Here is a 15,968-nt window from a genome sequence, read left to right on the forward strand (position 1 = left end):
CAGCAATGCAAGTGAAATTTTGCGTGGCAAAACGTCCGCCGAACCGGAGACCGCAGTGACGCCCGGTTCGCAAGCAGTCTTGCCCGGTTTCCCAACGCAGGCCTTGATTCCCTGTAATTATTACAGGCGTGGATGGGTGCAAACCGGACGAAGCAGCCGCCGCCCGCAGAGGATTCCCCGAGTCCTGCAGCCAGGCAGGCCTGCCTTGCAAAAACTGCGGGATAACCGGGCGAAGCGGGCCAAATCTGACACCACCTCTTTGAAAAAATTCAGAATTTACTCTACAGACAGACCGAATGCGGGCGCTCAGGTGGTGCCATCGAGGGCGGCACGCACTTTCCTGCTGGCCGTCGCGATGTCGGATTCGATCCTGACATGAGGCGGGCAGACGCCTTGTGCCGCAAGCGCCGCCTCCGTCGCGGGATTCAGGCCTGTCAGCCAGACGGCGACCTTGCGCCGGGCGGCCGAGTCGACCAGGCCTTCAATCGTATGCGCGGCCGTCGAATCGATGAAGGGAACCGCGGAAAAGTCGATAATCAGTGCACGGTGCGAATCCCCGATCCGGTCGAGTACCGATCCGATCGCCGCGGCAGCCCCGAAGAAGAACGCCCCGGAAATCCGATAGACGACGACGTCTCGCTGTACGTCCGCAGCCTCGTCATAGGCCTTGCGCGGCGCAACATCGTCCGCCTCGTCGGGCTGGACCAGAGGCGCACCAAGTTCGACGCTGGCCGCCTCGGACATGCGGTGGATAAATAGGGCTGAACCGAGGGCGAAGCCAACGATGATCGCTTCCGTCAGGTCGCGGAACACCGTCAGGCCAAATGTTGCAAGGAGCACCGCCGCATCGCCCCGCGAGGATCGCAGGAGGCGCCAGAAAGCGTGCTTTTCAAACATGTTCCAGGCAACGACCGCCAGGACGCCAGCGAGCGCCGCCATGGGAATGAAGGCAATCAGGGGCGCGGCGATCATCATCAGGATGAGAAGGAACACGCTGTGCAACATGCCCGAGACAGGCCCATGCGCCCCTGCCCGCACATTGGTCGCCGTGCGCGCAATCGTGCCCGTGACGCAGATGCCGCCGAACAGGGCCGACCCGATGTTTGCGGCGCCCTGAGCAACGAGTTCGCAGTTCGACCGGTGCCTCCGCCCGGTCATGCCGTCCGCCACGACGGCGGACAGCAGCGACTCGATCGCACCAAGCAGAGTGAAGGCGATTGCGGCCGGCAGGACAGCAAGAACCTTGTCGGCCGAAAATGCCGGCAGGTGCGGCATGGGAAGACCGGCCGGCATGGCCCCGAAGCGCGATCCGATGGTCGCAATGTCAAACCGGGCGAGTATTGTTACGGCCGCTGCAAGCGAAACCGCGAGCAGGATTCCGGGCCAGCCCGGCCGGTAGCGCTTCAGGGTGAAGATCAATGCCATCGTGCCAGCGGCGACCGCGAAGGCCTGCCAGTCTGCACTCGGCGCAGCCGCAGCAAGAACAGGCAGCTTTTCAAGGAAAGGCCCCGGCTCCGCCCCGGTCAGCGTGAGACCGAACAGATCCTTGACCTGGCTCGAAAAGATGATGACGGCGATCCCTGCCGTGAAGCCAACCGTCACCGGATAAGGCACGAACTTCACGAAGGTTCCAAGGCGCAGCCACCCAGCCAGCGCCAGCATGAGCCCGGACAGGAAGACCGCAAGGATGAGCCCGTCCATGCCGAACTGCGCGGCCGTGGTATTGACCAGCACGATAAAGGCGCCTGCCGGACCGCCGATCTGAAAGCGGCTGCCGCCCAGCGCAGAAACGAGGAACCCGCCAATGATCGCCGTCACCAGGCCCTGGGCCGGGCTTGCCCCGGACGCGACGGCAATCGCAATTGACAAAGGCAGGGCGACGATAGCGACAGTGAGCCCGCTGATCGCGTCGGCCCGTAACTGCTTCGGCCCATACCCTTCGCGCAAAACCGTGATCAGCTTCGGCGTGAACAGGTCGGAAAATCCCGGTGAGGCGGGCGGCATGGTCTGGGATTTCGTTGTCATCGGTGTCACCCCGCAGATCAGAGGAATCTACACATCCGCAACAGAAAGCACCAGTTCGGGGTGACAACGCCACCTCGCTGCCGCAATGCTGCCATGGGCGACGGATTAGTGCGTGCGACGCGTTTCATCCCCGCCAACAGTATGGAAAGATTGCTTTATGCGGTTTGCCGGATTCGTCCTTGCCCTCCTGCTTAGCTGGCTTGCCCTGCCGGGGCAGGCCTCGGCCAAGGTGTGGCGCGATGTCGTGTATGACCACCATTCCGGCATTGGCGACGGCAATTTCACCATGGACATCTATGCGCCCGATGGCGCGAAGAAGGCCCCGGTGGTCATCATGGTTCATGGCGGCGCATGGGTGGTCGGCAACAAACAGAGCGCCATCGGCATCGACCAGCCGCGCTTCTTCAATGATGAAGGCTTTATCTTCATCGCCATCAATTACCGCCTCGCCCCCGATCACCCCTTCCCGGCGCAAATCGAGGATGCTGCGTCTGCCATCGCGTTCGTGCACGACAATATCGGCAAGTATGGCGGCGACCCGGGCGAGATTTTCCTGATGGGGCATTCGGCAGGCGCACACACTGTGGCGCTTGTGTCGATCGACCCGAAATACCTCGCGGCCCACGATCTGGGCCTCGATGTGATCAAAGGCACCGTGCCGCTGGACGGCGCGGCCTACAATCTCGTGAAGACGGGGGAGAAAAAAGGCGAACTACCGCGCTTCTACCGGCCCGTGTTCGGCAAGGATCCCGGAACCTGGGAAGAGGCTTCCCCGACCCTGCAGATCCTCGAGGGCCAGCCCGTTCCGCCGATGCTGCTGCTCTACGTGAACCGCGCTGTATCGCCGAAGCGCGCCAAGGAACTGGCCGATACGCTGGTGATGCATGGCCACATGGCGCAGGCCGTGGAAGCCAAAAAGCGCAACCATAAGAGCCTCAATCGCCGGCTCGGCTCAAAGGGCGACAAATACGGCCCGATGATCGTCGAGTTCTTCCGCGGCCAGCTGGACTAAAGCCCCGCCTTCGCGATCCGGTGGCCACGGAAATTCTCCCAGGCCTGACGGATGCGGGCCCGCGCCGGGCGCTCAATCAAATTGAAGATCGGCCCCGAAATGGCGACCACGATGGCGGTCATGCCGAGGGACGTCCACGCATTGGCAACGAAGTCGATCCCGACCAGCGACATGCCGTGTACGAGGATCGTGTAGACCGGCGCGTGCAGGATGAAGATGACATAAGACCAGTTGCCCAGCGTCTGCATCAGCGGACGTGACAGGAACGTGCCGCCATAATCCGCATCCAGCCGCGCGAGAGACATCATCATCAGCGCCGCGCCCAAGCCGATAAGCGGCACGCCCCACTGGTTCAGCGCCGTGATTACGGCGATTCCGATTCCAGCGGCCAGCCCGGCATAAGTGCCCGCCTTGCCAGGCTTGTAGGCGTCATAGGCTACGCGCGCGGCAGACCCGCAGAACATGACCGATGCGCCGCGCAGGGCGCCCCAGTCTGTCGTGGCGAGGTTCATGTGCATGTGAAATGCGTTCCAGAGGAATGCCTGCACCGCGGCGACGATGCCGATGGCAATGCCGAGCAGTATCCAGGGGTGCTGGCGCATTCGGTTGGCTGCGAAGATGAATACCGGGAACGCGACATAGCCGCCCATCTCGGCGGCAACGGCCCAGGCCGGGAAGTTCCAGGCATTGGTTTCCGTCAGGCCGAATGCCTGCAGGAAGAACAGGCACTTGATGAGATCACTGACCGGATAACTTGCCTCGGGGGACTTGCCGAGGGCGATGCCGAGAATGAGATAAGTGCCGATCAGCGCGAGCGCGATGAGATACATCGGATAGATGCGCGCGATACGGGCGGCCATGAAGTCGGGAAAGTCGAAGGGCTTTGTGCGCCGGGCCCAATACACGTGGGTCAAGACGAAACCGGAAAGGACGAAGAACATGTCGACCCGCGCGATGCCCATGCGCAACAGCGGCAGGTCGCCGAAGCCGTGCTCGTCGAACATGTGGCCAACATGGAAATAGGCAATCCAGATCGCGAGAAAGAACCGCAACCCGTTCAGTGACCCAAAGACGACGCGCGAAGCCGCAACTGCCTCTGACGGCGTGGTCATGTCCCCTCCTGCAGGTGTCCCGTACCAGCGCACCCTACACTAAGCGCCAGTCGCGAACAGGGCGACGGAATTCTCCGGCCGCGCGACCGCCTCCGGCCTAGTGCCCGCGACAGGCCGATGGCGTGTCGATGCCCAGCAGCGGCAAGCCTTCATTGCAAATCTCGAACCCGCCTTCCCAGATCATGTGCAAGGCGATGTAAACGATTACGGCCAGGCCTGCGAACGCGATCCAGCGGTGACGGTTGAGGATGCGGGCGATGAAGGTCGACGCGACGCCCATGAGCAGGACAGAAAGGGTAAGCCCGAAGACGAGGACGATTGGATGCTCCCGTGCAGCGCCGGCAACGCCCAGCACATTGTCGAGCGACATCGAGACGTCGGCGAGGATGATCTGGGTCACGGCCTGACGCAGGGTCTTTCCGCGCGCCTGTCCGGCGACAGCCCCATCCCTGTTGAGATCCTCTCCCGCCAGCGCCTCTTCTGCGTTGTGGGCCGCGCCTTCCTGTAGCTCCCGCCACATCTTCCACGCGACCCAAAGCAGCAACACCCCGCCCGCCAGCAGCAGGCCGACGATCAGCAGCAGTTCCGCCGCAATGAGCGCAAACAGGATGCGCAGGACCGTGGCCGCCATGATCCCGATGAGAATGGCCTTGCCGCGCTGGGCCTTTTCAAGCCCGGCCGCTGCAAGGCCGATGACAACCGCATTGTCCCCGGCAAGCACGAGGTCGATCGCAACGACAGCGAAGAACGCCTCGACAAATTCGGGGGTCAGCAGATGCAGCGACATGGGGATTCAGCCTTTCTCCCATTCCGGCATGCGCCGGGACGCTGCCTTGATATGGGCGCGTTCGGCCGGTGCCGCAATCGAAACAGGCAGACGTGGTTGCCTCAGGGCTCCACGATATTGAACCAGAATGGCGGCGTTTCCAGTGCGCCGAACCAGGCAAGCAGGGCGGTGGGGTCGCCTTCCAGCTTCGCCTCGCCCGCCGCCGCCAGTTCCTGGAACGTCCGCGTCCGGAGGATCAGCTGGTTGAAGGCCGCCCGGTCCATGGTGAGGGTTGCGGCCGGCGACCCGCTCGGAACGCCCGGCCTCGGGAAGGTGATGGCGGAACCGACATCCAGCGCCAGTGTCTCGCCCGTGTCAGGGAACACGAAGTTCAGCGAAAACGGATCCCGCGCCATTTTCGACGGGTCGTAGCGGACTGCAAGGGCATTGAACAACTCGACCGTCGGCACGCCCTTGATGAAGTCCGGACTGGTTGTGCGAATGCTGCCTTCATCCGGAAGGCCGCGGCGCAATTCAGCGGCACCGGACAGATAATAGTCCCGCCAGGCACCGCTTTCAGCCTGGAAGCCCATTTGTTCATAGGTTGCCGCCAGCCAGTCACGCGCCGGCTGGTTCTTCGGGTTGGCGAAGACGATGTTGTTGAAGATTTCCGCTGCCCAGCGATAATCGCCGGCATCGAACGCTTTTTGACCTGCCGCAAGTGCCGCGTCTTCCCCGCCCGCCAGGTCGACGAACCGCGGCGCACGCTGTTCCATGGACCAGGCGTTGTAGGTTGCCGGGACGCCGTCCCACCAGCCGAAATAGTGCTGGTAGACCGCTTTTGCATTGTGGTTGAGGGTTCCGTAATAGCCGCGCGTATCGAAATGCGTTCCCTGAACGGCAGGTTCCTCGATTGCCTCGGCAAGTTCGAACTGGGTCTCGCCGCGATTGGCGCGGCGCACCGCCTGGTCATGCGTGTAGCGATAAATATCGCGCTGCCCTTGCAGGAAGTCTGTCACATTCTGCTGCCCAAATGTCGGCCAATGATGCGAACCGATGGCAATGTCTGATTTGTCGCCATAGTTGACCAGTGCGTAGTCGAGCACGCGGCTCCACTCCAGGAAATCGCGCACCTTTGCTCCACGCAGGGTGAGGCCATTGTGGAAGGTCGCTGTCGCGACTTCAGCCGTGCAGAAGACACGGAAATCCGGCATGTAGAACATGAACTCGGCGGGGGCTTCCGTGTTCGCCGCGTCCACAAACTCGAATGTGACGCCGTCCACGACCCGTTTCGTACCGCGCCCCGGCACTTCCTCTGTGGGCGGAATGAAGCCGATCGTGCCTTGCGACAAGCCTGCGCCCAGCCCCACGCCCACCTGCCCCGTCGCATTGATGGGAAGGGTGTTGCCGAACATCAGGGTGGCCCGGCGGCTCATATAGTTCCCGGCGAGCAGGTTTTCGGAGATGGCCGCTTCGGTGAAGCCAATGGGTGCAAGCACCGGCACATTGCGCGCAGAGATGTCTGCCTCGTCAATCACGCCGCGCACGCCGCCAAAATGGTCGCCATGGGAATGGGTGTAGATCACGCCGGTAACCGGGCGCTCGCCCAGTGTATCGTTGACCAGCTTCAGCGCGGCGGCAGCCGTCTCCTTGCTGAGCAGCGGATCGACAATGATCCAGCCCGTCCGCCCGCGGATGACCGACATGGTTGCAAGGTCATAGCCGCGCACCTGGTAAACACCATCCGTCACCTCGAACAGGCCATGGATGGCGTTGAGGGATTCCTGACGCCACAGCGACGGGTTGACCGTGTCAGGCGCCTCGCCGGTGATGAAGTCATGCGCCTTCACGGCCCAGACCACATTACCATTGTCGTCCGTGATGTCTTCGCTGATCTGGGCGAGCAGGCCGCGGTTGGCATCTTCGAAATCGGATTGGTCACCCAGCGGCAGGCGACCGGCAAGTGCGGCGTTCGCCGATTTCGTCGCTTCGGTTGCGACCCCCGGCTCAGGCGCAGTCGCCACCGGCGGGGCATTCGCGCCAGGCGCGCCGCACGCCGAAAGGCAGGCCAGTGTAGCGACGGCCAGAACAGCAAGTCTCATCAGTTTCCTCCCGGGCAATATTTTGCGCCACTGTGCGCTGGCGCCTGCAGCTGGGCAAGCATGACCCACCGGAAGGCAGGACGATCAGTGGGCGATACTGATGGAGACCGCCCCGAAGCGCTGCGGTCCATCCTGGTATTTGAACTGTTCGGTCCGGTGCACAAACGTGAAGGCGAGCTGCACATCGCGGTAATGCACAGCGACGCCGGCCTGCAAGTCGCCCGTGAAATCGCGGCGGTCCTCCACGCGCGGGGAATCTCGCCAGAGATTGCCGTCAAGGAACATGTCGCGTGCCACCGCTCGTCCGTCGACGCCAATGAACGCATACCCGCCGAACGGGTTTTCCGGGGTGCCGGGGATGAAATCTCCGGCCCCGGCCAGTGCCGGACGAATGCGCGGCGGACCGAAGCCGGAATCGAGGTCCCAGCCGATCCGGGCGGTCATGCCCATGTTCGCATATGTCCGCACATTGCCGAGCGCCACGCCGACGTGCGTGCCAATGTCGGTCTTGAGCCCGAGTGGCAAGTCCGGCCCGTCATAGATGCGCAGACGCTGGGCAATGATCTCCAGCCCGGGCTCATCCTTCAGCTGATGGTCCCAGCCTTCAGCCTGATCAACTCCGATGATCTTGTGCCAGTTGTTCTGTACGAACTCACCGGCCGCGGACGGGCCGACGATTCCGAGATTGATCTGCAACGTGTCCTGGATCCCCTTTTCCACATCCGTTGCGACAGCCGTGCCGGACAGAGAAAGCCAAGCAGCATAAGGCCGGTCCTTGGGATCCGGGTCCGGCGTGTGGATGTTTTCCGGCGTGAAGATCGCCTGGGAAATGCCGAAGCCCTGCCGCAGGTCCGTGCGCTCCATGTCCAGCCAGGGCAAGCGGTTTGCCACCCAGTCGAGCGCCGGAAACACGTCGTCGGCGGCCGACACGCGCTCGATCCTCAGGCCGTTGGAATAATTCCGGTCCGTGCCGCCGCCGAAAAAATCATTCTCGGTCGTGACCGAAATCACGGCGGGCTTGCGCGCCTGTATCGGCTGCAGGTCAGCCTCCTCCTGAGCGGAAGCATGGGGAGCAAAGAAAAAGGCCGCGACAAGCGCGGCCCCAGATGGGAATCGGGCCTTCATGGACCATGCCGATAGCACCTATCGGCGCATGGTAAAACTTACCCCTGCGAAATCTTCATTCTCGCTGACGCTTCCGTTGCGATCCTGGTATTTCACTTCGCGGCGGATATAGGACAGCGACAGCTGGCCACCGCCGCGCTGGATGGAGATGCCGGCCTGCATGTCGCCGACCGTAACCTGATCCGTCAGGGCCATGTCACCCAGTTGCGGATTGAATCCATTGCGGTCAGCGTCCCAGACCAGGGCTTCGCCGTCGGCACCGGCAAAGATGTACCAGCCCTGCGGCTGACCATCTGAATCAAGCAGGTCGAAATCGCGACCGATCCGGACTTCACCGCCGTACCGCTGAGTCAGAATTTCGCCGTCCTCACGCACGGCGATACGCGGGGCGATCCCGACTTCAAAATCGAGGCCGGTCTTTTCACGGGGCGCGGAGAAAGCAATCTCCGCCGCGATGTCTTTCTCGACGCGAGAAGCGCCTGGCCGGATCGCAGCGGCACGCGTCCGTTCTGCAGCAACCGCAGTCAGCGCTGATGTGCCGGACCAGGTCAGCTCCGGCGTATCAATCGGCGCTGTCGCGATCATCGGGCCGGCGGAGAAATCCGCAGGCGTTCCGGCAAACGCACGGGCGACCATTTCGCTGCCCAGCCCGACCGGCGTTCCGGAGAACCGCGTTGGAACCGCATCCACAATATGTACGGAAATCTCGTCCACACGGGCATCAGCCACATGTCCGGACGTCGATGGCGCGGCCAACAGCATGCCAACCGTCGGCGGCACAGCCGGGCCGGACACAGCCTGTTCGTGGGGCGTGGCGACACACCCCTGGCAGGCCATCGTAATAAGCGTACTCGCTGCTACCAACACCATCTGCCAACCACCTCTCATGGCGAACTCCCGGACATAACCGTTAACGGGAAGTAGGCCATGGTTCATTTAATGTAGCATGAAGGCCACACGGGCCCAAACGTCATTCCACCCTGAAATTATTAATTCATGTTTGGACATCCGGCCCCTGAAGAAACAACTACAGAACCCGGAAATTCTTGAGAAATTCGATGCAGAATCCGGGCCGAACGACTGCCTTGCAAAGTTAACGTGTTGAAAAAATTGGCAGAAATATGTTCTGCGGCGTGCGGATTGCCCGGTTTCGGGGCACTCACCCGAGGCTGATCCGGAAACACTTGCGGCGAGAACGGGGCCACCCGTTCTCGCCGCAACATAGAACTATTCTACTTGCCGGCGCAGGCTCACTGGCAGGCAAGGCACTCGTCATAGTCGGTGTTGGGCGTTTCCATCTTGTCGCCGACCGCTTTCTCGGATCCGGCGAAAGCCGCGCGCTGGACCGACTTGGAGCGGCAGTAATAGAGCGACTTCAGGCCCTTCTCCCACGCCGTCCAGTGCAGCATGTGCAGATCCCACTTCGAAATATCGCCCGGCAGGAAGAGGTTGAGCGACTGCGACTGACAGATATACGGCGTGCGGTCGGCTGCAAGCTCCACGATCCAGCGCTGGTCGAGCTCGAATGCGGTCTTGAAGACGGCCTTTTCATGCTCGTCGAGCACGTCGAGATGCTGCACAGACCCTTCGTGTTCAAGGATCGAGGTCCAGATTTCGGGCGTGTTGGCGCCCTTGCGCTCCAGCATCTCTTCCAGCTGCTGGTTCTTCACCGTGAAGGAGCCCGACAGGGTCTTGTGGGTGTAGACGTTGGCCGGGATCGGCTCGATGCCCGCTGACGTACCGCCGCAGATGATCGAGATAGATGCCGTCGGGGCCACAGCCATCTTGTGGCTGAAACGGGCCATCATGCCGGCATCGCGCGCATCCTCACAGGGGCCACGCTCTTTCGCCAGCTTCACCGAAGCGGCATCGGCGCCCTTGCGGACATGCTTGAAGATCTTTTCGTTCCAGACCTTCGCCATCGCGCTTTCCATGGAGACGTTCATGGTCTGCAGGAAGGAGTGGAAGCCCATGACGCCCAGTCCGACCGAACGCTCGCGCTTGGCGGAATAGACGGCGCGCTCCATCTCGGCCGGCGCGCGCTCGATGAAGTCTTCGAGGACGTTGTCGAGGAAGCGGAAGACGTCTTCCAGGAACATCTCGTCTTTCGACCATTCGAGATATTTCTCGGCATTCACCGACGACAGGCAGCAGACAGCCGTGCGGTCGACGCCGCGATGGTCAACGCCGGTCGGCAAGGTGATTTCCGAGCAGAGGTTCGATTGGGTGACCTTCAGGCCCAGCTTGCGCTGGTGCGCCGGCATGGCGTTGTTCACGGTGTCGGTGAACAGCAGGTAGGGCTCGCCGGTCTGGATGCGCAGCTCCAGGATCTTCTGCCACAGCTTGCGGGCGTTGACCGTCTTCAGCACCTGCCCGGTCTTCGGAGAGATCAGGCCGAAATCCTCGTCATTCCGGACGGCTTCCATGAAGGCGTCGGTGATGTTGAGGCCGTGGTGCAGGTTCAGGGACTTGCGGTTGAAGTCGCCGGAGGCCTTACGGATTTCCAGGAACTCCTCGATTTCCGGGTGGTGGATGTCGAGATAGCAGGCCGCCGAGCCGCGGCGGAGCGAGCCCTGCGAGATCGCGAGCGTCAGCGAATCCATCACGCGGATGAAGGGGATGATGCCGGACGTCTGCCCGTTCTGGCCGACCTTCTCGCCGATGGAGCGGACATTGCCCCAATAGGTGCCGATGCCGCCGCCGTTCGAGGCGAGCCAGACATTCTCGGTCCAGGTGCCGACGATATCGTCCAGCGAATCGCCGACCTGGTTCAGGAAGCAGGAGATCGGCAGGCCACGGTCAGCACCGCCATTGGAAAGCACGGGCGTCGCCGGCATGAACCAGAGCTTCGACATGTAGTCGTAAAGACGCTGGGCATGCGCCTGATCGTCGGCAAACGCCTTCGACACGCGGGCAAACATGTCCTGATAGGACTCGCCCGGCAGGAGATAGCGGTCTTCGAGGGTTTTCTTGCCGAACTCGGTCAGCAGCGCATCGCGCGACGGGTCGGTCTGCACGTCCATCGCAGAGACGATGCGCAACTGCGTATCGGCACCAACCTTCGGCTTTCCCTTACGCGGCGAATTATCGGTCACAGCTTTGGCGTTGGTTGCAGACATGCACCCCTCCAGATCATCAGTAAAATATAGGAACTTCAGCCCCAAACGCCAACATGTGGCGTCATCCGTTGTTCCGAACACTAGATATAGTGTCTGAAGGTTAACAGCCGGTCAACGACGATTGTCTGAAAACCGTCAAAATCGCCGTGGAAATCTGGTTAACAGTTTATTGCCAAATCCCCGAAAACCCAAGCGCCACCGGGGAATCTGCCTGTGGAAAAATGCGGCAGCAGGTCGCCTGTCAGGCGAAAATAAAATTCGGCCGCTTCCCTGGCCCGGAGGACCAGCTACACTGTCTTGTGTCCCCTGCCGCGCACCTCGCAGGGCCTCACTCCTGATGCTGAAAGGCCTGTTTCCATGAAATTCCCGATCATTGGCGCCCTGATTCTGTCCGTGGCGCTGCCCGCAGCGGCTGAGTCGTCCCTTTCGACGCTGCAGGCCTACCAGGTTCAGACCCGGACGGCCTGCCCTGCGCTTTGGCAGCGGACACTCGCAACGCCGGACTTCGATCCCGAAGGTTATTCCGAGTCGGAATGCGGATGCCTCGCGGACAAGATCACCGGCCGCCTCTGGAACGAAGACGACGAAGACTGGACCGGTCCGCTGATGAGCGAAGCGGATGCAGCCGTCATCGCGGATGCAGTGACCAACGAACAGACGGTCGACGACATGCTCTACCGGCTGACCGACGAAATGTCGGAAGACGGCTTCACGCTTGCGACCAGCTGCTATTTCAAGGATGACGGGGAAGACCTCACCAATGCCGTCTCAGCGCCAGCGACAGGCAACAACAATCGCCCGCAGCAATCCAGCGCACCTGCGCCGCAGGAGACTCAGGCCGCGCCAGCGATCGTGCCCGAGGCGCTCACGCGTTACAAGGCCGAGGCGGCCCCGCTCTGCACGGCGCTCGATGGGAACTCATCAACGACCGAGACGCAGGGCTACTTCACCTGCGCCTGCGCGGCCGGCGCAATCACATCCCGGGCCTGGGACGATTATGACTATGACTATACTGGTCCCTTCATGAGCGAGGCCGATGCGAAACTTATCGTGGACTCGCTCAAGGCGGCCTCGAACATGGCGCAGGCAAGCCAGGCGATCTATGGCGGCCTGTCGACGGAAGGCCAGTCGGTGATGTCATCTTGCTTCAGCAAATAGGCGCCTTCTTCGCTCTTGTTCTTGCCATGGCCCTCCCGGCCATGGCCGAACTTCCGGCTGAAGCGGCCGGGCCGCTCAAAGCCGGAGACCTGTTGTTCAAAGGCGCGACCACCGGCGCGGGCACGCGGCTGGCGGCGGACTGGTCGAAAGGCGACAAGCGCTGGGGCCATATCGGCATTGTCGTTGCGGATGAGCACGGAGCCCTGCAGGTGATTCATGCGGATACCGGAAAGCCGGGTGAAGCGGGCGCGGTCCGCCGCGTCAGCCTCGCCGGCTTCCTCTCTGACGTCACTGATCTCGGCGTCTACGAGGTTGACCTCTCCGGCCCTGCCCGGGCGGCTTACATCGACTATGCTGAAAGCGTGGTCGGCCGGCCGTTCGACCATGGCTTCTCGCTGGCAGACGATGACAGTCTCTACTGTTCCGAACTTGTCTGGCGCGCCCTCTCCACCGGGCTGGGCGCGGACGCAGTGCCGGAGAAGACAAGCAGACTGGGACGCACCTATGTCTCCGTGTCCGATATTTCGCAGAACCCGCACGCGCATGAGGCCCGCACTGTAAAGGGCGGTTCGGCGGGACATTGACGTTTCAGGAGATAGAAGAAGGAGACAGGCGAGCGACCCGGGCGGAAACTCGTTGGGGCTGCTCCGTTCCCGGCCTGACCCGGTTGGCGAGCGGCCCGTCCGCCACCTGCCTCCCGGGGGCTATATGCGCAGCGTGGGCGACGGACGCAAGAGCGGGAGTGAGTCGGGTGCAGGTGCCCCCCGCTCCACCGGAGGGTTCCCAAGTCCGCCGCGTTGCCGCTAAGCTGCGACCAGGGGAACCGACCGGGAGCGACACATGCACGGCCGATGGACTGCGATAGCGTTTCTCGCCGCGATGGTCACCGCGCAGGCGGCGGTTGCCGAACAACGCCTCGCCCTGGTGATCGAGGAAAGCGACTATACCGGCAATCTGCGCGACATAGCCTCCGCCGCCGGAGAGGCCGACGCGGTGGCAGACGCCCTCGCCCGCACCGGCTTCACCGTCACCCGCACGCGCGACGCAACCCGCGCGCAACTGGGCGCCGCCCTCGCCGCGTTCCGGCAGGATGTGACCGCCGCCGGGGCGTCGGAGACGGTCGCGCTGGTCTATTTCACCGGGCATGGCGCAAGCGACCGGAGCACGGGGAAAAGCTACCTGCTCGGCACCGATGCGGAGATCGCCAGCGCTGACGACCTTGCCCGCGACGGCTTGCAGATCGCCCGCCTGCGCGACGCGTTCGACGCGCTGGGCGCGCGGTCGGTCATCCTCATCTTCGATTCCTGCCGGGACGACGGCTCGCTCGCCGCGATTGCGCCGGGCACGAAGGGCATGGCCCGCAAGGATGCCGGGGCGCCGGGCGTGGATGCCCGCGGGCTCGAAATCGTCGAGGCGCAGAGCGACATGCTGATCGCCTACTCCACCGGCGTCGGCGACACGGCAACCGAGGGCGTCTTCGCCCCGGTTCTGACGGATGCGATGACACGGCCCTACCAGAACATCGTCTCGGTGTTCGCCTGGACGCAGCGGCGCGTCGCCCAGCGCACCGAAGGCGGCCAGAAGCCGTGGACGAACAACCTCCTCTATGGCGAGGATGTGTGTCTCGTCTCCTGCGCGCCGGACTTCCTCGTGGCGGCGGGCGAGAACGCGGGCCTCAACACGGCACAGGCGAAGGCCATTCTTGCGTCCTTCGGCTACACGGACATCCCCTTCGAAAAATGGCCGGAGGCGCTGGCCGAAAGCGCCACGCGGCTGAAGGAGCTGGAAGCGAAATATGCGGCGACTACAGATGGCGAGCCGGCGATCATGGCCCTGCGCGAGGAAGCGCGCGCCGCCCTCGACCTGGCCGACTTCGCCCGCGCCGACGAATTGCTGGCAGAGGTCGAACGCATCGCCTTCGCCGCCGGCGACCGGCTGACACGCATCGGCATCGAGAGTGCAGAGCAACGCGGCGACATCGCCTTTACCGAAGGCCGGTTCGTGGAAGCCGCCACCTTCTACAGCCGCGCCGCCGACCATGTTCCCCGCTCCGAACCGCTCGAATGGGCAAGGCTGAAATACAATCAGGGAAACGCCTTGTATGAGCAAGGCCGGTACGACGCAGAACCAGACCTGCTTTTGGCATCCATTGCGGCCTATCGAGAGGTTTTGTCGGAACGGCCACGCAAACGAGTGCCGCGGGATTGGGCCGCGACCCAGAACAGTCTCGGCAATGCGCTTTGGGCCATGAGCGAACGTGGCGATGACACTGCATTACAAGAGGCCATGGCAGCTTATCGCGAGGCCCTAAAAGAGCGCACTCGGGAGCACTCGCCTATTGAGTGGGCCGCCACCTTAAGCAACCTCGGCAACACGCTCCAGGCCCTCGACAAACATGGCGATGACAACGCGTTGTGGGAAGCTGTCGCTTCCTATCGAGAAGCTCTGCAAGAGGTGACTCGTGACAGTGCGCCCCTCCAATGGGCCGCAACCCAAAACAATCTCGGCACAGCACTACAGACGCTCGGCGCGCGCGGCGATGACGCTGCATTACAGGAAGCTGTCCGATCTTATCGGGAAGCTCTCAAAGAATGGACCCGAGAGCGCGCTCCACTCAATTGGGCCATGGCTCAAAATAATCTCGGTACAGCTCTACGAACTATAGGCAAGCACGGCGATGATGCGGCTTTGCAGCAGGCCATTAGCGCATATCGCGAGGCACTAAAGGAAGGAACTCGTGACCGTGTGCCGCTTCAGTGGGCGAAATCCCAAAACGATCTCGGCACTGTTTTGCAGATGCTCGGCGAGCGTGGCAACGACGCAGCACTGTTGGAAGCCGTCACCGCCTATCAGGAGGCCCTCAAAGAACGCACTCGGGAACGCGCACCTCTCCAATGGGCCGCAACCCAGAACAATCTCGGCACTGCATTGCGGATACTCGGCGCGCGAGGCGACGATGCAGCACTGTTGGAAGCCATTACCGCCCACCGGGAAGCCCTCAAAGAACGCACTCGGGAACGTGTGCCGCTCGAATGGGCTGCAACCCAGAACGATCTCGGCGCTGCATTGTGGACCTTAGGCGAACGCGGCGATGACGCCGCATTACAGGAAGCTGTCACCGCTTTTCAGGAGGCCCTAAAAGAATGGTCTCAAGAACGCACACCGCTCGATTGGGCGGGCGCACATAACAATCTCGGCGTTGCATTGTCGACGCTCGGCGCGCGCGGCGATGACGCTGCATTACAGGAAGCTGTCCGATCTTATCGGGAAGCTCTCAAAGAATGGACCCGAGAGCGCGCTCCACTCAAATGGGCCATGGCTCAAAATAATCTCGGTACAGCTCTACGAACTATAGGCAAGCATGGCGATGATGCGGCTTTGCAGCAGGCCATTAGCGCATATCGCGAGGCACTAAAGGAGCGCACCCAGAATCGTACGCCCCTAGATTGGGCAATGACACAGAACAATCTCGGGACTGCTCTGTTGACTCTCGGCCAGCGCGGTATAAACTCGCTCTAGAAGTATGGACGGAGGAACGGGCACCTGCTC

Annotated in this window: 11 protein-coding genes and 1 other RNA gene; 4 read left to right on the forward strand and 8 right to left on the reverse strand. The window is 62.4% G+C overall.

Annotated features, from left to right (window positions below):
- Positions 1-306 precede the first annotated feature (306 nt).
- A complete protein-coding gene (locus R3C13_RS01945; RefSeq protein ID WP_371309109.1) occupies positions 307-2,025 on the reverse strand; it encodes a SulP family inorganic anion transporter in 1,719 nt (572 codons plus the stop codon).
- A 157-nt stretch (positions 2,026-2,182) separates the two neighbouring features.
- Between R3C13_RS01945 and R3C13_RS01950 the strand changes: the two genes are divergently transcribed.
- On the forward strand, positions 2,183-3,037 hold the full coding sequence (locus R3C13_RS01950) for an alpha/beta hydrolase (protein ID WP_371309110.1): 855 nt from the start codon (positions 2,183-2,185) through the stop codon (positions 3,035-3,037).
- Here R3C13_RS01950 and R3C13_RS01955 read toward each other — a convergent pair.
- From R3C13_RS01955 to R3C13_RS01980, 6 genes are all read right to left on the reverse strand, one after another.
- On the reverse strand, positions 3,034-4,149 hold the full coding sequence (locus R3C13_RS01955; protein WP_371309111.1) for an acyltransferase family protein: 1,116 nt from the start codon (positions 4,147-4,149) through the stop codon (positions 3,034-3,036). The two genes, R3C13_RS01950 and R3C13_RS01955, sit on opposite strands and share 4 nt — an antisense overlap.
- Before the next feature lie 97 nt (positions 4,150-4,246).
- A complete protein-coding gene (locus tag R3C13_RS01960; protein ID WP_371309112.1) occupies positions 4,247-4,936 on the reverse strand; it encodes a TerC family protein in 690 nt (229 codons plus the stop codon).
- A gap of 101 nt (positions 4,937-5,037) precedes the next feature.
- Complete coding sequence (locus R3C13_RS01965) at positions 5,038-7,017, reverse strand: alkyl/aryl-sulfatase (protein ID WP_371309113.1); 1,980 nt, start codon at positions 7,015-7,017, stop codon at positions 5,038-5,040.
- A gap of 84 nt (positions 7,018-7,101) precedes the next feature.
- Complete coding sequence (locus tag R3C13_RS01970; RefSeq protein ID WP_371309114.1) at positions 7,102-8,142, reverse strand: lipid A deacylase LpxR family protein; 1,041 nt, start codon at positions 8,140-8,142, stop codon at positions 7,102-7,104.
- Positions 8,143-8,160: 18 nt separating this feature from the next.
- Positions 8,161-9,012, reverse strand: coding sequence for a hypothetical protein (locus R3C13_RS01975; protein ID WP_371309115.1), 852 nt, complete (start codon positions 9,010-9,012; stop codon positions 8,161-8,163).
- A 380-nt stretch (positions 9,013-9,392) separates the two neighbouring features.
- On the reverse strand, positions 9,393-11,165 hold the full coding sequence (locus R3C13_RS01980; RefSeq protein ID WP_371309633.1) for a ribonucleoside-diphosphate reductase subunit alpha: 1,773 nt from the start codon (positions 11,163-11,165) through the stop codon (positions 9,393-9,395).
- A 453-nt stretch (positions 11,166-11,618) separates the two neighbouring features.
- Between R3C13_RS01980 and R3C13_RS01985 the strand changes: the two genes are divergently transcribed.
- Together R3C13_RS01985 and R3C13_RS01990 are read left to right on the forward strand one after the other, a co-directional pair.
- On the forward strand, positions 11,619-12,419 hold the full coding sequence (locus R3C13_RS01985) for a hypothetical protein (protein WP_371309116.1): 801 nt from the start codon (positions 11,619-11,621) through the stop codon (positions 12,417-12,419).
- Entirely contained in the window at positions 12,404-13,003 is a 600-nt protein-coding gene (locus tag R3C13_RS01990; RefSeq protein WP_371309117.1) for a YiiX/YebB-like N1pC/P60 family cysteine hydrolase, read from the forward strand. The genes R3C13_RS01985 and R3C13_RS01990 overlap by 16 nt, the downstream gene beginning before the upstream one ends.
- Before the next feature lie 19 nt (positions 13,004-13,022).
- Here the strand turns inward: R3C13_RS01990 and ffs are convergent.
- An RNA gene (gene ffs, locus R3C13_RS01995) (signal recognition particle sRNA small type) lies at positions 13,023-13,115 on the reverse strand.
- Positions 13,116-13,259: 144 nt separating this feature from the next.
- Between ffs and R3C13_RS02000 the strand changes: the two genes are divergently transcribed.
- On the forward strand, positions 13,260-15,938 hold the full coding sequence (locus R3C13_RS02000) for a caspase family protein (RefSeq protein ID WP_371309118.1): 2,679 nt from the start codon (positions 13,260-13,262) through the stop codon (positions 15,936-15,938).
- Positions 15,939-15,968: the final 30 nt, after the last annotated feature.

Source organism: Hyphomonas sp. (assembly GCF_041398385.1).
In the GTDB taxonomy this organism is placed as follows: Bacteria; Pseudomonadota; Alphaproteobacteria; order Caulobacterales; family Hyphomonadaceae; genus Hyphomonas.